Raw genomic sequence first — 19,089 nt, 5'->3', positions numbered from 1 at the left:
CACGCTCGCAGCGCCGCCCGGACCGGCGCACCGGGCACCTGCCCAGTCCTGACCCGGACATCCATCCATCGTCTGTGTCGATCAATCAGCGCCAAATGAGTCCTTGTGATGAATCAATATCCGTACCTACCGTGAATCGATCGCCCCGCCCTCGGGGCCCGTCGGGAAGGAGGCCGCCGTGGAGCTGCGACACCTGCGCTACTTCGTGGCCGTCGCCGAGACCTGCCACTTCGGCCGCGCCGCCGAGCGCCTGCACATGGCCCAGCCCGCCCTCTCCCAGAGCGTGCGACAGCTCGAGTCCCACCTGGGCGCAACGCTTTTCACGCGCACCACCCGGCAGGTCTCGCTGACCCCGGCCGGGGAGTACCTCCTGGAGGAGGCCCGCCGCATCCTCGACGCCGTCGACGCCAGCGCCACCGGCGTGCAACGCATCTCCGCGGGGCGCCGGGGCCTGGCGCGCATCGGGTTCACCGGGACGGCCGTGTTCTCCCAGCTGCCCGCCATCGCCCGGGCGATCGAGCGCGACCTGCCCGACATCGACCTCGAGGTGCACGCCGACCAGCTCACCCCGCAGCTGTGCGAGGGGCTGAGCGAAGGCCGGCTCGACCTGGCCGTGCTGCGCCCGCCGGCCACCGGCGACGACACCGCCGTGCGCGCCATCGCCGTCGAGCCGCTCGTGCTGGCGCTCCCCAGCGACCACCGCCTCGTCGACGAGCCGGAGATCGCGATGGCCGACCTGCGCACCGAGGGCTTCGTGCTGTACGCCAGCAAGGACTCCGCGGTCAACGAGGCCATCCAACGCGCAGCTCGCGCAGCAGGATTCACGCCGCGGCGCAGCCACCTGGCCCCCGGAACCGCCGTGCTGCTCGCGCTGGTCGCGGCCGGGCTCGGCATCGGGCTGGTGCCCGAGTCGGCCCGGGCCCTCCCGCTCGAGGGCGTGACGTTCCACGACGTCACCGACGCCGGCGCCGTCGAGCTCGCGCTGGCCTGGCACGAGCCGGCCTCGGCCCTGGTCGAGCAGGTCGTCGGGGTGCTCGACGCCGCCGGCATCCTCACCGACCGCCCCTCCGCCACGGGAGCCCCACGATGAAGATCACCGCCGTCGAGGCGATCCCCTACGCCATCCCCTACCGCAAGCCGCTGCGCTTCGCGAGCGGCGAGGTGTCGACCGCCGAGCACGTGCTGGTGCGGGTGCACACCGACGACGGCGTGGTCGGGATCGCCGACGCCCCGCCGCGCCCGTTCACCTACGGCGAGACGCAGCGCAGCGTGGTGGCCGCGGTGACCGAGCTGTTCGCCCCGCAGGTCGTCGGCACCCGGCTGGTCGAGCGCGAGCAGGTCGACGCGCGGATGTCCCGCACGGTCGGCAACCCGGCCGCCAAGTCGGCCGTCGACATGGCCATCTGGGACGCGCTGGGCCGCACCGTCGGCCTGCCCGTGACCGAGCTGCTCGGCGGGTTCACCGACCGCATGCGCGTGTCGCACATGCTGGGGTTCGACTCGCCCGAGGCGATGGTGACCGAGGCGCAGCGGGTGCGACAGACGTACGGCATCGGCACGTTCAAGGTGAAGGTCGGCCGCAACCCCTATCGCCTCGACGTCGCCGTGGTGCGCGCGCTGCGCGAGCACCTGGGCGACGACGTCGAGCTCTATGTCGACGGCAACCGCGGCTGGTCGGCCGCCGACTCCGCGCGCGCGATGCGCGAGATGGCCGACCTGGGGCTGCTGTTCGCCGAGGAGCTGTGCCCCGCCGACGACGTGCTCGGCCGCCACTGGCTGGTGCAGCAGTGCGACGTGCCGTTCATCGCCGACGAGTCGGCGGTGACGCCGGCCGACGCCGTGCGCGAGCTGCTCGCCGGCTCGGCCACCGCCCTGTCGATCAAGACCGCCCGCACGGGGTTCACCCGATCCGCGCGAGTGCACCACCTCGCGGAGTCGCTGGGGGTGGAATCAGTCATGGGCAACCAGATCGACAGCCAGCTCGGCACGGTCTGCACGGTCGCGTTCGGCGCGGCCTTCCGGCTCACCGCCGCACGCGCCGGCGAGCTGTCCAACTTCCTCGACATGAGCGACGACCTGCTCACCGAGCCGCTGCAGATCCGCGAGGGCGTGCTGACCGTGCGGCCCGGTCCCGGCCTGGGCGTCGAGATCGACCCCGACAAGCTCCAGCGCTACCGGTCCGACCGGTGACGCGCACCCCACTCACCCACCAGGAATGAAGGAGAACGCCATGACGCAGGAACAGACCCAGGCCCCCAGCGCCGCCTCGTCGGGGGCCTCGGCCACCGAGCGGTTCCGCAGCGACAAGAAGGCCGGCGCGAGCGCCGACCCCGAGCGGGTCGACCTGCTCGCGCGCGAGGTCGTCGGGGCGGTGCACGACACCATCCGCCGCCACAAGGTCACCTACGACGAGTACAACGCGCTCAAGTCGTGGCTGATCAGCGTCGGCGAGGACGGCGAGTGGCCGCTGTTCCTCGACGTGTGGATCGAGCACGTCGTCGAGGAGGTCGCGACCGAGCACCGCGAGGGCAACAAGGGCACGATCGAGGGCCCCTACTACGTGCCCGACTCGCCCGACCAGGGCGCCCGCGGCAGCCTCCCGATGCGCGACGGCGAGACCGGCACGCCGCTGGTCTGGACCGGCAAGGTCACCTCCACCGACGGCTCCCCGCTCGCCGGCGCCAAGGTCGAGGTGTGGCACGCCGACAACGACGGGCTCTACTCCCAGTTCGCGCCGGACATCCCCGAGTGGAACCTGCGGGCCTCGTTCACCACCGACGAGAACGGCGACTTCGAGATCACCACGATCCGGCCGGCGCCCTACCAGATCCCCACCGACGGCTCCTGCGGCAAGCTCATCGCCGCCGCCGGCTGGCACGCGTGGCGCCCCGCGCACATCCACGTCAAGGCCTCCGCCCCCGGGCACGAGCTGCTCACCGCGCAGCTGTACTTCCCCGGCGACGAGCACAACGACGACGACATCGCCTCGGCGGTCAAGCCCGAGCTGATGCTCGACCCGCAGGACGCGGGCGAGCACCAGACGATCTCGTACGACTTCGTGCTCGACCCCGAGACGAAGGCGGCCTGAGCGCCGATGCTGTTCCACGTCCGGATGGATGTCCGTCTTCCGGCAGACCTCGACCCGGGCGAGCGGGATGCCCTGCTCGCCCGGGAGAAGGCCTACAGCCAGGAGCTGCAGCGCGACGGGCGGTGGCCGCACATCTGGCGCATCGCCGGGGAGTACGCCAACTTCTCGGTCTTCGACGTCGAGTCGGGCGACGAGCTGCACCAGCTGATCTCGGGGCTGCCGCTGTTCCCCTACATGGACATCCACGTCACGCCGCTCGCCACCCACCCCAGCGACATCCGCGCGTGAGTGGGGTCGCCGGCGCGAGGTGCGCCGGCGTCGGGTACGCCGGTCAGCGCACCCGCAGGGTGAAGAAGATCGGCCGCTGCCCCGGGAAGGCGTAGTTGCCTTCGCGGTCGACGATCATCCAGCGCACGTAGCAGGTCGCGCTCGTGCGCGGCGTCGTGATCGGCACCGAGACCCGCGCCGTGCCGCCCGGCTCGGTCCGGGGGATCGGCACGGTCTCCGGCGTGGTGCAGCCGAACCGGCCGAGCAGCGGGTCGATTCGCCGCATCGCGCGGCCCTCCCAGACCTGGTTGCCGTTGTTGCGCAGCTCCCAGGTCTTGGTGACCTTGGTGCCGCGGTCGTAGAGGCCGCAGTCGGTGGGCGTCTCCGATCCCTTCCTGGCCCCGTCTCCCGGGGTGCGCGGCGCGAGGTCACGGTCGTGCGTCGCCGAGTTCGTCGGGCAGGAGGGTGACGCCGACGCCGCGACACCGGCAGCGCGCGGCGTGCTCGACGGGGTCAGCGCGGCGGCCGGGGCCTGCTCGTCGTCGGCCAGCGCGCCGTAGGTCGCGACCGCCCCGAGCGACAGCACGGCCCCCAGCGCCGCGGCTCCGGCGAGCAGCAGCGCGGACGGCCGGGTCGAGCGCGCCGCTGCCGGATCGTCGTTCGCCCCCGACCCCCGACGTACGTCATCGCCGGACTCACCCACGCCCGCCGGCTCCACCGAGGCCGACTCAGCCGAGGCCGGCCCCGCCGACGCCCGCTCGTCGGGCGCTGACCGGTCGTCCGGCGCTGACCGGTCCGGCGCCGGCTCCTCCGGCGCGCCGTCAACCGGAGCCGGCTCCACCGGCCGCGGATCGGGCACCCCGCTCGCGCTGACCGCACGCTCGGCCTGCTCCCAGGGGCCGCGCAGCCGCTCCGGGTCGGCGTCGCACGCCTTGGCGAACTCGACCACCGTCGTCCACGACGGCAGCCGCGCGCCCTGCACCGCGTCGTGCAGCGTCGCGTGCGAGATCACGCCCGACCGCTTGGCCATCCGCCGGAACGACGGGTTGCCCGCCTCCTCGCGCACTCTGGTCAGCCGGTCGACGAATCCCTCGATGGCCGTAGCGCGTTCGCTCGCGCGCCCTGTCCCGTCGCTCACGACGACAAACCTCTCCCCGAGTCGTCCGGTCACTGGCCTCCCAGGATGGCAACCGGAGGCGTCGCGCAGGTGACAGCGAGGCGACGGATGTCAGATCCGCGTCATGCCGGGCGTCTGACAGGTCTGACGACACCGCCCGACCGGCCCGGCGCGACGTGACCACGCGTCGTCCGATCGCGTCAGAGCCCGCCCGACCACTGCCGTACGCCGTCGCCGGCTGGGCAGCGTCGTGGTCGTCCAGAGCGGACGAAGGACCCACGAAAGGAACGGCACATGCGCACCATGAAGACCCGCACCGCCACCGCACTCGGGGCGCTCGCGCTCACCGCCAGCGGCTTCGGCGCCATCGCCACGTCGCCCTCGGCCGACGCCGCCGCGCGCAACGGCAGCTGCGAGAGCGGCGAGTTCTGCTACAACTTCAACTCCGACCTGGGGGGCTCGTGGTCGGACTTCACGAAGTCGGTCGGTGACTACGGCACGAGCCAGCCCGGCTGCTACGAGTTCCGCACCAAGAACAAGCCCGGCGCCGGCAAGTGCATCAAGAACAACGCCGGGGGCTACTGGAACCGCTCCGGCAAGACCGTCACGGTGTTCTACAACTCCAACTTCGGCGGCACCCGCAAGGCCGAGCTCAAGCCCGGAACCAAGGGCAAGCTTCCGACCGCGGTCTACAACGAGAACGCCTCGCACCGCATCGGCGCCGCCACCAACCCGCCGCCCTCGGGCGACAAGGTGCCCATGTCGCAGGCGCTGTACGCCGGTGGCGGCGGCCGGATCACCGCCGGCTTCGACGGCTACCAGAACACCAGCGGTCGGCACGAGGGCATCGACATCGTCAAGGGCTACGGCTCCCGGGTGAACTCGCTGACCAACGGGGTCGTGCTGAAGGCCGGCGGCGACCGGATCAACACCCTCGCGATCTACCTGCCGAAGGTCGACAAGACCGTGATCTACCTGCACAGCAAGCCCACCGTGAAGGCGGGGCAGAACGTCAGCCGCGGCCAGCAGATCGCGACCGAGGCCAACGTCGGCGCCCCCACCCACACCCACGTGGAGATGCGGCCGGGCAAGCAGACCAACGCCTCCAAGAGCGTCGACGACCCGGTGCTGGACAACCCGGACCCGACCACCTTCTGGAACAACCAGGGCTACGTCGAGAAGTGACCGGCCCCGGACCACGCGACTGACAGCGAGGGGGTGCGGGCGGCGTACGTCCGCCCGCACCCCTCCCGCGAGAAAGGACTTCTCATGACCAGCACCAACCAGGCCGGCCCGAGCCGGCGCACCCTGCTGCAGTACGTCGGCGCGGGCTCGGTCGGGGCCGCCGCCCTCGCCGCGGTCGGACCGGGCGGGTGGACCAGCGCCGTCGCCGCGCAGCGGATCATCCCGCGCAAGGAGTGGGGCTTCACCGGGTGGCAGGCCGGTGGGCCGCCCGCGATCGACAAGACCGCGATCACCCACTTCGTCGTGCACTACCACGGCCAAACCGGGGCCAACGTGAGCGGACCGCAGGCGCCGCAGACCGTCGACCGCATCCACAAGGCCGACCCGGGCAACGCCGGCATCCTCTACAACTTCGTCATCACGCAGAAGGGCGAGATCTTCCAGGCGCGCGGCTACCAGTTCAAGTCGGGCGCCACCAAGGGCGCCAACGACTTCTCGATCGGGGTGCAGATCCACATCAGCGGGTCGACCCGGCCGACCGCGGCGGCGCTGCGCGCCCTGGAGTGGCTCTACCGCAACTCGCACCGGGCGCTCGGCAAGGAGCGCGCGCTGAAGATCACCGGCCACCAGGACCACACGGCGACCTCCTGCCCCGGCGGTCCGCTGAACCGGTGGGTCGACGGCCGCGGCCAGGAGCTCGTGCGCGAGATGGCCGGCGAGCTCGGCGGCGGGCAGGACCCGCAGGTGCCGCCGTTCCCGGGCCGCGACGCGTTCCAGCTCGGCAAGAGCCACCCGGCGGTGGAGACGCTCGACCGCGGCCTGATCCGCAAGGGGTTCACCAAGAACCACGACGGCGACGGCTACCAGGCCGGCCGCACGTTCAGCCGCTACACCCGCGCCAACGTGCGCGACTTCCAGCTCGCCCAGGGCTGGTCCGGCTCCGACGCCGACGGCTACCCCGGCCCGGAGACCTGGAAGCGGCTCCTGTCCTGACCCTGCCGAGGAGGGGCGGCCCAGCTAGTGCATGGGCGGCCCGGCTATCAAGGGGGCCCCACCTGGATCTTCTGGGCCGCCCCTCCTCGCTCGGGGGACCGGGGGCGCCGGCGGGGGACCGGCGCGGCGGTCAGCGCAGGCGGGTGACCTCGAACGTGCGCTCCGGCGCGACGATCTGGTCCTGGGCCGCGACGATCTGCAGCTCGCGGGCGCCGGAGTCGTGCGTCGCCTGCGCGATCGCGAACATCGCGTCGGCCGTACGTCCGAGCGCCACCTCCGGCGTCTCGGTGAGGGCGTGCGCGAGGAAGATCGCGGCGGTCGCGTCGCCCCCTCCGGTGAGATAGATCGGCAGCAGCGGCGTGGTGACGATCCAGGCCCCGTCGCCGGTGACGACCGCCATCTGCACCGAGTCGGCCGGCGTCTGGTCGGTCTGCACCGAGGTCACGAGCACCGTGCGCGGCCCCTTGGCGCGCAACGCGTCCGCGGCCGCGAGCAGCTCCTCGACCGTGCGCACCTCGGAGCCGGTGAGGTAGTCCAGCTCGAACTGGTTCGGCGTGAGGATGTCGGCCGCGGGCACGATCTTGTCGCGCATCATCTCGGGGATGCCGGGCTGCACGAAGAAGCCGCGGCCCACGTCACCCATCACCGGGTCGGCGCAGTAGATCGCGTCGGGGTTGGCCGCCTTGACCCGCGCGACCGCGTCGAGGATGACGTCGGCGATCGCGTCGGCGCCCATGTATCCCGACAGCACCGCGTCGGCCTCGCCGAGCACCCCCCGCTCCTCGATGCCGGTGATCACGTCGGCGACCGTGTCGGGCGCGAACACCGGGCCGCGCCACGCGCCGTACCCCGTGTGGTTGGAGAAGTGCACGGTGAAGACCGGCCACACCTCGTGGCCCAGCCGCTGCAGCGGGAAGACGGCCGAGCTGTTGCCGGCGTGGCCGTAGGCGACCGAGGACTGGATCGACAGGATGTTCACCCGCGGGATCGTACGCCGGGAGCAGCTGCGCGAGGATGGCGCCATGACCGATGAGATCGTTCCCCAGGACATCGCCGACGACGCCGTCGTGCTCGACGTGCGCGAGCAGGACGAGTGGGACGCAGGCCACGCACCGAACGCGATCCACGTGCCGCTCGGCGACCTCCCCACCCGCCTCGACGACGTGCCCGCCACCGACGCGACGCTGCCGGTGGTGTGCCGCTCCGGCGGCCGCTCGGGTCGCGCCGTCGCGTGGCTGAGCCAGCAGGGCTACGACGTGGTCAACGTCGACGGCGGGATGAAGGCCTGGGCGCAGGCCGGCAAGCCGGTGGAGTCGGCGAACGGCCCGGGCGAGGTCATCTGACCGGACCGCTCCCGCAGATCGTGCGTTGTCGTACGAAATGCGGCGCTCGCCCCCGTCATCCCGGGGCCGGCCGCTCAGATCGTGCGTGAACGTACGAAATGCGGCGCTCGCCCCCGTCATCCCGGGGGCCGGCCACTCAGATCGTGCGTGAACGTACGACTGCGACCGGTAGTGCAGCCTCCCGACGAAGTGATCTAGGCCTTCGGCTCGCGGGGCATCCGGGCGAGCTGGCGGGACTGGGCGACTAGGGTGTCCTCGCTGTCCCAGACCTGGCAGTCCTCGACGAAGTGCCCGGCGGCGGTGTGCTCGGTGTAGTGCTTGATCCGCAGCCACCCGGGCGCCGGGCGGGCGACCACGTTGACCGTGAACTCGATCGTGGGCGCCCAGCCGTAGCGCCCCAGGTCCATCGACACCGGCGGCAGCGCGTCGCAGGCGAACAGCAGCACGAACGGGTCGGGCTCCTGGCCGTCGGCGAGCCGGAAGTACGCCTGGATCAGGCCGCGGCCGGACGGCTGGCCCATCGCCCACCCGGCGCTGGCCGGGTCGAAGCGGACGTCGGTGCGCTCCAGCAGCGGGGCGTCGGGCACCGGCGACCCGGCGGGCGCGTCGTCCTTGCTCACGCACTGCTCGACCGGGGGCAGGTCGGGCGGCGTCAGCCGGGTCGTGGCCTCGGTCGGCAGCCGCGACAGGTCGGTGAAGCTGCCCATCGCCCGGATGCGCTCCTCGCGGCGGCCGTCGTCGGCGTACTGCACCAGCGCGGCGCTGCCGGTCGAGCTGGAGCCGCCCTGCCGCGCGATGTCGGTCTCGACCATCGCGAGACCAGGCCGGGTGGGCGACAGGTAGTAGGCGGACACGGCCAGCGGCTCGGTGTGCCCGCGGCCGCCGAGCGCGTCGGACATCGCCTTGGCCATCGTCGCCAGCAGCAGCCCGCCGTTGATCCCACCACCGATCGTCCAGCCGGCGGAGATGTCGACCGCGTAGCTCCCGGGGAACTCGCCGTCGCGCAGGGTCAGGGCGTCCTCGAACTCACTCACCCTCCGAACCTACCGGCGGGTCACTTCAGCAGGCGTGACATTCGCCGGTCGGCGAGCGGCTTGCCGCCGGTCTGGCAGGTCGCGCAGTACTGCAACGAGGAGTCGGCGAAGCTCACCTCGCGCACCACGTCGCCGCACACCGGGCACTGCTCGCCGGTGCGGCCGTGCACCCGCATGCCGGCGCGCTTGGCGTCCTTCAGCTCGGCCGCGGGCTTGCCCGCAGCTGCGGCCACGGCGCCCCGCAGCGTCTCCTGCAACGCGGCGAACAACCGCTCGATCTCCTCGTCGTCGAGCGAGGACGCGAGCGCGAACGGCGACAGCTTCGCGGCGTGCAGCACCTCGTCGGAGTAGGCGTTGCCCACGCCCGCGAGCACCGACTGGTCGCGCAGCAGCCCCTTGATCTGGGTGCGCTTGCCCTCCAGCAGCGCGCGGAACCCGGCGAGGTCGAAGTCGTCGGCGAGCGGGTCGGGGCCGAGCGAGGCGATGCCGGGCACGTCGGCCGGGTCGTGGACGACGTACGCCGCCAGCCCCTTCTTCGTGCCCGCCTCGGTCAGGTCGAAACCGCTGCCGTCGGAGAAGCGCACCCGCATCGCGATCGGCGAACGCCCAGGCTTCAGAAGGGCTTTCGGCGCCTCCTCCGACCAACGCAGCCACCCGGCGCGAGCCAGGTGGAAGACCAGGTGCAGCCCGTCGGCGTCGATGTCGACGAACTTGCCGTGCCGCTGCACGTCGCTGACCAGCAGGCCCGAAAGTGCTTGCGGCGCAGGGTCGTACGTCTTCAGCACACTGATCGAGCCCAGCTCGACCGCGGTGATGGCCTGGTCGACGATGCGCCCGCGCAGGAAGTCCGCGAGCGCCTGCACCTCGGGAAGCTCAGGCACGGTCGGCCCCCTCCAGCTCTCGCTCGGCCTGGTCGGTCCGCTGATCGGCAGGCCCGCTCTGCTCGGCCGCCTGCTCCTCGACCTGCTGGCGGGCGCGCATCGCGTGGGTCACGAGCCGGTGCAGCACGTAGCCGTCGGGGCCCTCGACCACCGGCACGCTGGACGGCCCGCTCGGCTCGTCGGCCGGCAGGGGGGTGCCGCTGGAGAGCATCTGCTGGGCGGTGGTCAGGTGCCGGATCGCGATGGTCTCGACGCGGTCGGGCCGGGCCCGCGCGATCTCGTCGTAGAGCGTCGGGTCGTGCTGCCCGTCGTCGCCGACCAGCAGCCACCGGATGTGCGGGAACTCCTCGGTGAGCCGCCGCAGCGCCGCCCGCTTGTGCGCCTGCCCGCTGCGGAACCACGACTCCTCGGTCGGCCCCCAGTCGGTGAGCAGTAGCGCCCCCTCGGGATAGCCGTGCCGCCGCAGGAAGCGGGCGAGCGTCGGCTGGGCGTTCCACGCCCCGGTCGACAGATAGATCACCGGGGTGCCGGGGTGGTGGGCGATCAGCGAGCGGAACATCGCGGCCATCCCCGGCACGACGCGGCGCGCGGTCTCCTGCAGCACGAACGAGTTGTACGCCGCGAGCATGGGTCGCGGGAGCGAGGTCACCAGGCAGGTGTCGTCGATGTCGCTGATGATGCCGAGCCGTGCCTGTGGGTCGATGACCTGCACCGGGCCGGTGTCGACGTGCCCGTCGAGCTCGAACGTCGCCTCGTGCCAACCGGGTTCGAGCCCGTGGCCGCGCAGCTCGACGTCGATGTAGCCGCCGCGGTCGGAGACCACCTCGACCTTCGCGCGCCCCAGCCGCACCGTCACCGTCACGGCCGGGAGCGGCGCCGAGAGGAACATCCGCCAGCCGCGCTGCACCGGCTCGTCCTCGTCGGGCAGACCCGGCCCGCCGCGCCGCCGCATGACCACCCGGGCGAAGACGCGCGCGAAGTCTGCGCCGGCGTACCCCGTGAACGGCAGCACGTGCCGCCCCCAGCCCCGCTTCGCGAGTCTCCCCGCGAGGTGGGCGTTGAAGGCGTCCTCGGCGCGTGACGCGGGGTGCGGATTCCCCATGGCCCAGACCCTATGCGGCGCAGGGGTGCTCGGTGGGGCTCATGCGAGGACTCGCTCAGGCCTTGGCGTCGCGCTCGACGAGCCGGGTGAGGATCGTGACCGCCTCGTCGATGACCTGCTGCTCGTGCGGCGTGAGGTCGGCGAGCAGCGGGCTCACGACGGCGGCGCGGGCCTTGCGGGCCCGCCGCAGCACCGTCGACCCGGCGGGGGTGAGACGCACGAGCGAGGCGCGGCCGTCGGTCGGGTCGGGCTCGCGCTCGGCCCAGCCGCGCGCCTCGAGCCGCTGCACCTGGGCGGTCATCGTGGGCTGGCTGCAGTGGTCGGCCTCGGCGAGGTCGCCGACGCGGGCCGGCCCGACCTCGCCCATCAGCGCGAGCAGCCGCGCCTGCGCCGGGGAGACCTCCAGCTCGGCGTGGCGGGTGGCCCACCGGTGCAGCCGGGCCACCGCCTGCAGCAGTCGCTCGCCCCGCGCGTCGGCCATGTCAGCTGCCCACCGCACGCAGGCGGTAGACGAGCAGCGCGAGGAACACGACCGCGAGCAGCACTCCGGCCCAAAGGATTCCGGCGGCAATGAACGCGGCGACGGCGATGCCGAACCAGGCGACCTCCAGCGCGACGCGCGGCCAGCCGTAGACGGGGTAGCGCGCGTGCGGCGAGGAGAACAGTGCCCAGATCGTGCCCATGACGGCGATCGCGCCGAGCGCGAGCAGCACGCCGACGAGGGTGCTGTCAGCGAGGGAGTACGCCCACAGGGCGACCCCGACGTACGCCGCGAGCTCCAGCAGGAACATCACGGCCTCACCAGGTCGAACCATCGGTGTCCTCTCGATCGGCCAGTTCCGCGACGGATACCGTCTCATGACGGGGCCGCCCGCGCCCGCCGGGCTGCAGATGCGACGCGATCAGCTCGACCTCGTCGGCCACCCACTCCGGCCCGGCGTACGTCTGCAGCACCTCGACCCAACGCGTCTCCTGCTGCGGTCGGCGGAGTCGGCTGACGGTCAGGTGCGGACGGAACGCCTGCCCGTCGGGCGTGGCCCCGACGTGGTTGCTGGTGCGGCGCACCGCCTGCGCGGTCGCGGCCAGCCCGTCGAGGTCGCCGCGCACGTCCATCCACAGCACCGTCGCGTGGAACGGGTCGGGGAAGGCCCCCGCGCCGGCGAGCCGCAGCCGCAGCGGCGCCAGGCGGAGCAGCCGCTCGGCGAGCGCCTCGGCCAGCTCCTCCTCGCGGTGCTCGGGCACGCTGGGCAGGAACGCGAGGGTCAGGTGCCACTGCCGCGGGTCGATCCAGGGGTGCTGCGAGCGCGGCTCGAGGAAGGCTGCGAGATCGGCGACCGCTTCCTCGGACGGCTTGATCGCCACGAACATCCGTTGACCCATCGCCGTCATGCTCCCACGTCGGCGGTCACTCGGCCCGCGGCTCGACGACCGCGCGCACCCGACCGTCCGCGGCCGCGAGTCGCGCTCTGGCGTCAGCGGGTTCGGCTCCGGTGAGCAGCGCGACGATCGCCACCTTGCTCTCGCCGCCGGCCGCCCGCAGCGCGTCGTCGGCCGTCTGCTCGTCGACCTCGGCGGCCGCGGCGACGATGCGCCGGGCCCGGTCGACGAGCTTGCCGTTGGTCGGCGCCATGTCGACCATCAGGTTGCGGAAGACGCGACCGGTGCGCACCATCGCGGCGGTCGTGAGCATGTTGCAGACCATCTTCTGCGCGGTGCCGGCCTTGAGCCGGGTCGAGCCGGTGAGCACCTCGGCCCCGGTCGGCAGCTCGATCGCGACGTCGGCGTGCGCGCTGGCCGCGGCGCCGCGGTTGCACGCCACCGACACGGTGCGCGCGCCGAGGCGACGGGCCTCGTCGAGGGCGGCGAGGACGTACGGCGTGCGGCCGCTGGCGCTGAGCCCCACCACCGTGTCGCGCGGGCCCACGCCGGCGGCGCGCACGTCGGCCGCGGCCCGGTCGGTGTCGTCCTCGGCCCCCTCGACCGCGGTCGTGAACGCCCGCTCACCGCCGGCCAGCAGCGCGATCACCTGCTCCGGCGGGGTGCTGAAGGTGGGTGGGCACTCGGCGGCGTCGAGCAGGGCGAGGCGCCCGCTCGTGCCCGCGCCGACATACACGAGGCGGCCGGCGGACCGGAACGAGCCGGCGACCAGCTCGACCGCCTCGGCGACCTGAGGCAGCGCCTGCCGCACGACCCCGGCGACCGTCGCGTCGGCGTCGTTCATCAGCTCCAGCACCTCGGCGACGGCGAGCCGGTCGAGGTCGCGCGTGCGAGGGTCCTGCGCCTCGGTGCCGAGCGCGGCGAGATCGCGCCGGTCGGCGGCCGCGCTCATCGCCGCTCGGCCTTCCCGGGGGTGGCGCGTCGGCCGGTGACCGCGTCGTACGTCTTCGCCAGCGCCGCGGTCGACGCCGGCAGGTCGGTGCGGGCGACCGCGACGAAGAGCATGTCGACCACGGCGAGCTGCGCCGTGCGGCTGGCGGTGGCGCCCGCGCGGAAGGTCGTCTCGCGGGCGGCGGTGGTCAACAGGATGTCGCTGGCCCGCGCGAGCGGCGACTCGGCGAAGTTGGTGAGGCCGATGGTGGTGGCGCCGGCCGCGCGCGCCCGCTCCAGCGGCTCGACCGTGTCGACGGTGGCGCCGGTGTGCGAGATGCCGATGGCGACGGCGGTCTCGTCGAGCAGCGACGCAGCTGTCGACGCGGCGTGGATGTCGTGCCACGCGAAGGCGATTCGGCCGATGCGCAGCAGCTTGTGCTGCAGGTCGGAGGCGACGCCCGCGCTGGCGCCCACGCCGAACACGTCGATGCGGGCGGCGCCGACCAGGGCGTCGACGGCGCGCTGCAGGTGGTCCAGGTCGAGGTGGTCGACGGTCTCCTGCAGCGCCCGGGTCTCGTGGTGCACGATCGTGCGCACGACGTCCTCGAGCGAGGCGCTCTCGTCGAGGTCGGCGGGCGGCTGACGGCCGGTCGAGCCGAGCGCGTCCTCGCGCGCGGCGGCGCCGGCGAGCGCGATACGCAGCTGCGGATAGCCCGCGAAGCCCACCTTGCGCGCGAAGCGGGCGACCGTGGCGACCGAGGTCTCGGCGTCCTCGGCGAGGCCGGTGATCGAGCGGCGCGCGGCCGCTGCGGGGTCGCCGATGACGACCTGGGCGACCCGCTGCTCGGCGGGCTGCAGCTGCGGCAGGCTCGAGCGCAGCCGCACCAGCACGTCGGTGGAGCCAGCGGCTCCGGCGCCGTCGGCGCTCATGCACACCTCCCGCTCGACACGGCTGGCCGGTCAGCGCCCGGTCGGGCGGGCGTACCCGCCCGGCGTCGCTGACAACAAACGTCATGCAGACGGTATCCGACGGAAAACATTGACATGTCCGCATCGGCGGTCAAGGCTGCCCGCGTGACTGACGCGCTCGTCGACCTGGGCAAGACCCGCTGCCGGTTGCGCCTGGTGTCCGAGGGCCAGGTGCTCACCGAGGGTTCGGGCGTGGGTGCGCCGGGTCTCGCTGCGCCCGAAGGGGTTTCGGCCGCAGCCCACTCCGTGCTGACGCTGCTCGACTCGGTCGTGCCCGCCCTCGCACCCACCCCGCTGCGCGCGATCGTCGTGGGGGCCGCCGGGGCGATCGCCGCGCCCGCAGCCGCCGACCAGCTGGCCCGCGAGCTGCTCGAGCGCACACCCGCCAGGGCGGCCGTGGTGACCAGCGACGCGATCACCTCGCACGTCGGGGCGCTCGGTGCCGAGCCCGGGGTCGCGCTGGTCGTCGGCACCGGCGCGGTGGCCGTGGCGCTGGACGAGCGCGGTCGCCTCGCGGTGGAGGACGGCGGCGGCCCGGTGACCGGCGACCTCGGCAGCGGGGCCTGGATCGGGGCGGAGGCGCTGCGGCGGGCCGAGGCCGGCGCCCAGCCGCTGGCCGCGCTGGCCCGGGCCCGGTTCGGCGACGACTGGCACGACCTCGCGGCGGACGCGGGCAGCTACGAGCTCGCCCGCCGCAGAGGGACGTTCGTGCCCGACGTGGCGCGGTCGGCGCGCGAGGGAGACCCGGAGTCGCGCGCGGTGATCAGCGCCGCGGCCGACCACCTCGCGGCGACCGTGCGCGCGGCCCGCGACCCGTTGTTCGACCGCTCGGCGACCGTCCCCGTCGCCCTGCTCGGCGGGCTGACCACGCTCGGCGCGCTGCTCACCGACCGGCTCGCCTGCGGGATCGCGCCGTCCCGCTTCGTCCCCGCACAGGGGTCGGCGCTCGACGGGGCAGCCACCCTGCTGGAGCGAGAAGACCTGCCGCACGAGGCGTACGTCGTGCGGCGGGGCGCCTGATGCGGGTCGTCGGCCTGATCAGCGGGACGTCGATGGACGGTCTCGACGTCGGCGTCGCCGAGCTCGAGGGTGCCGGGTCGGCGGAGCTGCAGCTGCGGCCGCTCGGGGCGCGCACCGTGCCGTGGGAGGAGGCGCTGCGTCGGCGCCTGCTGGGGCTGCTGCCCCCGGCCGCCACGACGATCCAGGAGGTGGCCGAGCTCGACGTGCTCGTGGGGCGCGCCAGCGGCCTGGCCGCGCTGTCGGCGATCGACGAGTTCGCCGGTGGCAGCGCCGATCTCGTCGTCAGCCACGGGCAGACGGTCTTCCACTGGGTGACCGACGGCCGGGCCCGCGGCACCCTCCAGCTCGGCCAGCCGGCCGAGATCGTCGAGGCCACCGGCCTGCCGGTCGTGTCCGACCTGCGCGCCCGCGACATCGCGGCGGGCGGCCAGGGCGCCCCGCTGGCCGGCACCCTCGACGTGCTCCTGCTGCGCGGGCTGGGCCTCGACACCCCCGTCGCCGCGCTCAACCTCGGCGGCATCGCCAACGTCACCGTCGTGCCGCCGGTCGGCACCCCGCTCGCGTTCGACACGGGGCCGGCCAGCTGCCTCGTCGACGCGACGGTGACGCGGCTGACCGACGGGCGCCAGACGTACGACATCGACGGGCGGCGCGCCGCCGCCGGCCGGGTGGACGAGCCGCTGCTGCGGGTGCTGCTCGACGAGCCGTTCTTCGCCCTGCCGCCGCCGCGCTCGACCGGCCGCGAGCTGTTCACGACCGACTTCGTCGACCAGGCTCTGTCCCGGGCCGGGCACCCGGTCGCCGATGACGACCTGCTCGCGACGCTCACCGAGCTCACCGCCGTGACGGTCGCGGATTCGCTTGTGGGGCAGGGCGTTTCACGGGTCTATGCCTCCGGCGGCGGCGTGCACAACCCGACGATGCGAGCCGCGCTGCAGCGCCGCCTGGGGCCGGTCGAGCTGCGCACGTCGGACGAGCTGGGGTTGCCGGTCGACGCCAAGGAGGCCTATCTCATGGCGCTCGTCGGCTACCTGACCTGGCACGGCGTCCCGGGGGCGCTGCCCGGCACGACCGGCGCCCGCGAGCCGCACGTGCTCGGGCGCGTCTCGCCGGCGGGAGGGCGCGTGCCGCCCCCGCCCACCGACGTACGTCCGCGGCGGCTCGTCGTCGGACGCTGACCGGCCGGCGGTCGACCCAGCCGGTCGTCGTCCCCGGCGCCCGTCGTCCCGGCGGCACCACCCGGCGGGCCCAGCCTGCGGGGCCCAGCCTCAGCGCGCGACGGTGCCCGGCCCCTCCTGCCGCACCCGGTCGACCGGAGTGACGACGTAGGTCACCGGGCCGGCTGCCGGCTGCGGGTCGGTCCAGGTCTGCACGCCGCGCCGCGCCGGCACGATGTCGACGATGTGCCGCGCGTCGGCGAGGTCGCACGAGGTCGCCCGGTCCCGCGGCACGCGATAGACGACGAACAGCCGCGCGTCGCCGTCGGTGCCCGACCAGCGCAGCGTCGGCTGCCGGCCGCCGCGCCCGAGCACGACCCGGGTGATCGCGCGCGGCGCCCCGGGCCGGCCGTCGAGCCACGGCGACGCGGGGGTGAGCGACGGGCGGGAGTACCACGTGCGGTTGAGGATCCCGGTCGCGTCGAGCGCGTTGAGCCGCACCTGCTTCGCGGAGAAGAACATGTTGCCGTCGATCTGCGGGTAGCGGGTGTTGAACTCCAGGTGCGACGAGAGCTCCTCCGGGTCGTCCCAGCTGGGGTCGGCGTTGGCGGCGACCTTGTACGTGGCCTGGCCGATGAACAGGTGCACCCGGGTGCCCGTGACCTGCTCGGCCCACCAGTCGGTGACCTTCTCGTAGTCGGCCGCGGCGAACCCGCGGGACCAGTAGACCTGCGGCGCGATGTAGTCGACCGTCTCCTCGCGCACCCACTTGCGCGTGTCGGCGTAGAGGTCGTCGTAGGTCTCGGCACCGGCGGTGGTGTCGGAGCCCTCCGGGTCGGTCGCGCGGTTGCGCCAGATCGCGAACGGCGAGACGCCGAGCTGGGTGGTCGGGCGGGTGCGGCGGATGTCGTCGCGCAGGTCGCTCATGAAGCGGTTGATGTTGTCGCGCCGCCAGTCGTCCAGCGAGAACCCTTGTCCGTGCTCGGCATACGCGGCCGCGTCGTCGAAGACCTGACCCGCGACGGGATAGGGATAGAAGTAGTCGTCGAAGTGCACGGCGTCGATGTCGTAGCGCCGGACCGCGTCGATGATCGCGCGGCGGCACAGCTCGCGCACCTGCGGCAGCCCGGGGTTGTAGTAGAGCTTCCCGCCGTACGCCACCACCCAGTCCGGGTGCTGCGCACCCGGGTGCTCGGGCGCCAGGACGGACCGGTCGGCGCGCTGCGAGACCCGGAACGGGTTGAACCAGGCGTGCAGCTCCAGCCCGCGCTCGTGCGCGGCGTCGACCGCGAAACCCAAGGGATCCCAACCGGGTTCGACCCCCTGCGTGCCAGAGAGGTACGCCGACCACGGCTCGACGTCGGACGGCCAGAACGCGTCGGCGGTCGGCCGCACCTGCAGCACGATCGCGTTGTGCCGCTGCTGCTTGGCGAGGTCGAGCCAGCCGACCAGCTCCGTGCGCTGCTGCTCCGCGGACAGGCCCGTGCGCGAGGGCCAGTCGATGTTCTCCACCGAGGCGACCCACATCGCGCGCAGGTCGCGCTTGGGCGTGCGCGGGTCGGTCGGGCAGCCGCCGTCGGGCAGCGGCACGACCGGTCGGCCGGCGGCCAGGGCGGAGGAGGCGAACGGCGGGGCGACGAACGGGGCGGCCACCAGGCCGGCCCCGGCGGCCAGGGCAGTGCGGCGTGTGGGCTGGGTCATGGTCAAGATTTACCAGCGGTGCACCACTCGTGGTGATTTCTTGACCGAACTTCGTGTCGGCCGCCGCTCGGGGAGCGGGCGACCGGATCGCCCTCGTCAGCCGCGCGCGGTCACAACCACGACACCTGGTCCTTGAGCAGCGCGTAACCCACGAAGGCCACGATGTCGAGCAGGGCGTGCGCGATGACGAGCGGCATCACCCGGCGGGTGCGGGCGTACACCGCTCCGAAGACGATGCCCATGACGATGTTGCCGACGAAGCCGCCGAAGCCCTGGTAGAGGTGATACGTCCCGCGGATGAGGGCCGAGACCAGCACGACCTTCGGCAGCGACCAGCCGGCCTGGCTCCACCGGGTGAACAGGAAGCCGACCATCACGACCTCCTCGAGCACGCCGTTCTGGATCGCGGCGAGCACCAGTACCGGCAGCGACCACCAGTCCTCGCCCAGCGCGGAGGCGGCGATCGTGGTGTTGAGACCCATCGCCCGCGCGACGAGGTAGAGCCCCAGCCCGGGGATGCCGATGACGGCGGTGAGCACCACGCCGAGGGCGAGGTCGGGGCCGGGCTTGCGCGTGTCGAAGCCGACGAACCTTGCAGGAGAACGGATCTCGCGGCTGAGGAAGTAGAGCGCGAGGCCGACGGTCACCAGGCCGAGTCCGATGCCGACGAGCTGGTACGCCAGGTCGAGCCAGGAGTTCTGCGCCTGGCTGTTGTTCATCGTCGTGGTCTGCTCAGCGAGCGGGCGGCTGTCGCTGAGCTTGCGCAGGATCGACAGCACCGCATAGATCGCCGACGCGCCGAGGCCGGCGAGCAGCACCAGGGTGGTCTCGGTCTGGATCTGCCGCGGCGTGAGCGAGGTGCGAGGGACGGGCAGCACCCCGCGCCAGTCGCGGACCGGGGGCGGGGTGGCCGTCACGTGCC

At 73.4% G+C, this 19,089-nt stretch carries 21 protein-coding genes; 9 read left to right on the top strand and 12 right to left on the bottom strand.

The features are described 5' to 3' along the window. Positions 1 to 178: 178 nt before the first annotated feature. The 4 genes from FB554_RS15305 to catC are packed head-to-tail and all read left to right on the top strand — an operon-like array spanning position 179 to position 3,376. Positions 179 to 1,090 carry a LysR substrate-binding domain-containing protein gene (locus tag FB554_RS15305; RefSeq protein WP_142007240.1) on the top strand — a complete coding sequence of 304 codons (912 nt, stop codon included), beginning with the start codon at positions 179 to 181 and terminating at the stop codon, positions 1,088 to 1,090. Further along, positions 1,087 to 2,190: a mandelate racemase/muconate lactonizing enzyme family protein gene (locus FB554_RS15300; RefSeq protein ID WP_142007239.1), complete on the top strand. Its 1,104-nt coding sequence runs from the start codon at positions 1,087 to 1,089 to the stop codon at positions 2,188 to 2,190. Before FB554_RS15305 ends, FB554_RS15300 begins: the two co-directional genes overlap by 4 nt. 40 nt (positions 2,191 to 2,230) lie before the next feature. Beyond that, the gene (gene catA, locus FB554_RS15295; RefSeq protein WP_142007238.1) at positions 2,231 to 3,088 is read left to right on the top strand and encodes a catechol 1,2-dioxygenase; all 858 of its coding nucleotides are present in this window, start codon (positions 2,231 to 2,233) and stop codon (positions 3,086 to 3,088) included. Between the two features lie 6 nt (positions 3,089 to 3,094). Further along, complete coding sequence (gene catC, locus FB554_RS15290; protein WP_142007237.1) at positions 3,095 to 3,376, top strand: muconolactone Delta-isomerase; 282 nt, start codon at positions 3,095 to 3,097, stop codon at positions 3,374 to 3,376. A 43-nt stretch (positions 3,377 to 3,419) separates the two neighbouring features. On the opposite strand, the gene FB554_RS15285 is transcribed toward catC, so the two are convergent. Then, positions 3,420 to 4,493: an NBR1-Ig-like domain-containing protein gene (locus FB554_RS15285; protein WP_142007236.1), complete on the bottom strand. Its 1,074-nt coding sequence runs from the start codon at positions 4,491 to 4,493 to the stop codon at positions 3,420 to 3,422. Between the two features lie 273 nt (positions 4,494 to 4,766). On the opposite strand from FB554_RS15285, the gene FB554_RS15280 reads away from it, so the two are divergent. Together FB554_RS15280 and FB554_RS15275 are read left to right on the top strand one after the other, a co-directional pair. Continuing rightward, on the top strand, positions 4,767 to 5,657 hold the full coding sequence (locus tag FB554_RS15280) for a peptidoglycan DD-metalloendopeptidase family protein (protein WP_142007235.1): 891 nt from the start codon (positions 4,767 to 4,769) through the stop codon (positions 5,655 to 5,657). Between the two features lie 84 nt (positions 5,658 to 5,741). Further along, positions 5,742 to 6,650, top strand: a complete 909-nt coding sequence (locus FB554_RS15275; RefSeq protein ID WP_142007234.1) for a peptidoglycan-binding protein — start codon at positions 5,742 to 5,744, stop codon at positions 6,648 to 6,650. Between the two features lie 130 nt (positions 6,651 to 6,780). On the opposite strand, the gene pdxY is transcribed toward FB554_RS15275, so the two are convergent. Further along, positions 6,781 to 7,629, bottom strand: coding sequence for a pyridoxal kinase PdxY (gene pdxY / locus FB554_RS15270; RefSeq protein WP_142007233.1), 849 nt, complete (start codon positions 7,627 to 7,629; stop codon positions 6,781 to 6,783). Between the two features lie 43 nt (positions 7,630 to 7,672). On the opposite strand from pdxY, the gene FB554_RS15265 reads away from it, so the two are divergent. Beyond that, on the top strand, positions 7,673 to 7,993 hold the full coding sequence (locus FB554_RS15265) for a rhodanese-like domain-containing protein (RefSeq protein ID WP_142007232.1): 321 nt from the start codon (positions 7,673 to 7,675) through the stop codon (positions 7,991 to 7,993). A 194-nt stretch (positions 7,994 to 8,187) separates the two neighbouring features. On the opposite strand, the gene FB554_RS15260 is transcribed toward FB554_RS15265, so the two are convergent. The 8 genes from FB554_RS15260 to FB554_RS15225 are packed head-to-tail and all read right to left on the bottom strand — an operon-like array spanning position 8,188 to position 14,250. Continuing rightward, positions 8,188 to 9,027, bottom strand: coding sequence for a thioesterase family protein (locus FB554_RS15260; protein ID WP_142007231.1), 840 nt, complete (start codon positions 9,025 to 9,027; stop codon positions 8,188 to 8,190). 20 nt (positions 9,028 to 9,047) lie between these two features. After that, the gene (locus FB554_RS15255) at positions 9,048 to 9,908 is read right to left on the bottom strand and encodes an Fpg/Nei family DNA glycosylase (RefSeq protein WP_142007230.1); all 861 of its coding nucleotides are present in this window, start codon (positions 9,906 to 9,908) and stop codon (positions 9,048 to 9,050) included. Further along, complete coding sequence (locus FB554_RS15250; RefSeq protein WP_142007229.1) at positions 9,901 to 11,010, bottom strand: App1 family protein; 1,110 nt, start codon at positions 11,008 to 11,010, stop codon at positions 9,901 to 9,903. The genes FB554_RS15255 and FB554_RS15250 overlap by 8 nt, the downstream gene beginning before the upstream one ends. 55 nt (positions 11,011 to 11,065) lie before the next feature. Beyond that, positions 11,066 to 11,491 carry a MarR family winged helix-turn-helix transcriptional regulator gene (locus FB554_RS15245; protein ID WP_142007228.1) on the bottom strand — a complete coding sequence of 142 codons (426 nt, stop codon included), beginning with the start codon at positions 11,489 to 11,491 and terminating at the stop codon, positions 11,066 to 11,068. Between the two features lies 1 nt (position 11,492). Then, positions 11,493 to 11,825: a YrdB family protein gene (locus FB554_RS15240; RefSeq protein WP_142007227.1), complete on the bottom strand. Its 333-nt coding sequence runs from the start codon at positions 11,823 to 11,825 to the stop codon at positions 11,493 to 11,495. Next, positions 11,809 to 12,390 (bottom strand): RNA 2',3'-cyclic phosphodiesterase, encoded by a 582-nt coding sequence (gene thpR / locus FB554_RS15235; RefSeq protein ID WP_142007641.1) that lies wholly within the window; start codon positions 12,388 to 12,390, stop codon positions 11,809 to 11,811. The genes FB554_RS15240 and thpR overlap by 17 nt, the downstream gene beginning before the upstream one ends. A gap of 25 nt (positions 12,391 to 12,415) precedes the next feature. Beyond that, complete coding sequence (murQ, locus tag FB554_RS15230; RefSeq protein WP_142007226.1) at positions 12,416 to 13,339, bottom strand: N-acetylmuramic acid 6-phosphate etherase; 924 nt, start codon at positions 13,337 to 13,339, stop codon at positions 12,416 to 12,418. After that, positions 13,336 to 14,250, bottom strand: a complete 915-nt coding sequence (locus FB554_RS15225) for a MurR/RpiR family transcriptional regulator (protein ID WP_142007225.1) — start codon at positions 14,248 to 14,250, stop codon at positions 13,336 to 13,338. Before FB554_RS15225 ends, murQ begins: the two co-directional genes overlap by 4 nt. A 144-nt stretch (positions 14,251 to 14,394) precedes the next feature. Between FB554_RS15225 and FB554_RS15220 the strand changes: the two genes are divergently transcribed. After that, positions 14,395 to 15,309, top strand: coding sequence for an N-acetylglucosamine kinase (locus FB554_RS15220; RefSeq protein WP_170206916.1), 915 nt, complete (start codon positions 14,395 to 14,397; stop codon positions 15,307 to 15,309). Further along, positions 15,309 to 16,487, top strand: coding sequence for an anhydro-N-acetylmuramic acid kinase (locus tag FB554_RS15215; RefSeq protein ID WP_142007223.1), 1,179 nt, complete (start codon positions 15,309 to 15,311; stop codon positions 16,485 to 16,487). The genes FB554_RS15220 and FB554_RS15215 overlap by 1 nt, the downstream gene beginning before the upstream one ends. Before the next feature lie 90 nt (positions 16,488 to 16,577). Here FB554_RS15215 and FB554_RS15210 read toward each other — a convergent pair whose 3' ends face one another. Together FB554_RS15210 and FB554_RS15205 are read right to left on the bottom strand one after the other, a co-directional pair. Next, positions 16,578 to 18,167 carry a glycoside hydrolase family 10-like protein gene (locus FB554_RS15210; RefSeq protein WP_142007222.1) on the bottom strand — a complete coding sequence of 530 codons (1,590 nt, stop codon included), beginning with the start codon at positions 18,165 to 18,167 and terminating at the stop codon, positions 16,578 to 16,580. Between the two features lie 110 nt (positions 18,168 to 18,277). Next, complete coding sequence (locus FB554_RS15205) at positions 18,278 to 19,084, bottom strand: CPBP family intramembrane glutamic endopeptidase (RefSeq protein ID WP_142007221.1); 807 nt, start codon at positions 19,082 to 19,084, stop codon at positions 18,278 to 18,280. Positions 19,085 to 19,089: the final 5 nt, after the last annotated feature.

It is taken from the genome of Barrientosiimonas humi, from assembly GCF_006716095.1.
Lineage (GTDB): Bacteria > Actinomycetota > Actinomycetes > Actinomycetales > Dermatophilaceae > Barrientosiimonas > Barrientosiimonas humi.
The sequence above is the reverse complement of the archived record's forward strand: the minus strand, read 5'-3'. Positions and strand labels throughout refer to the sequence as shown.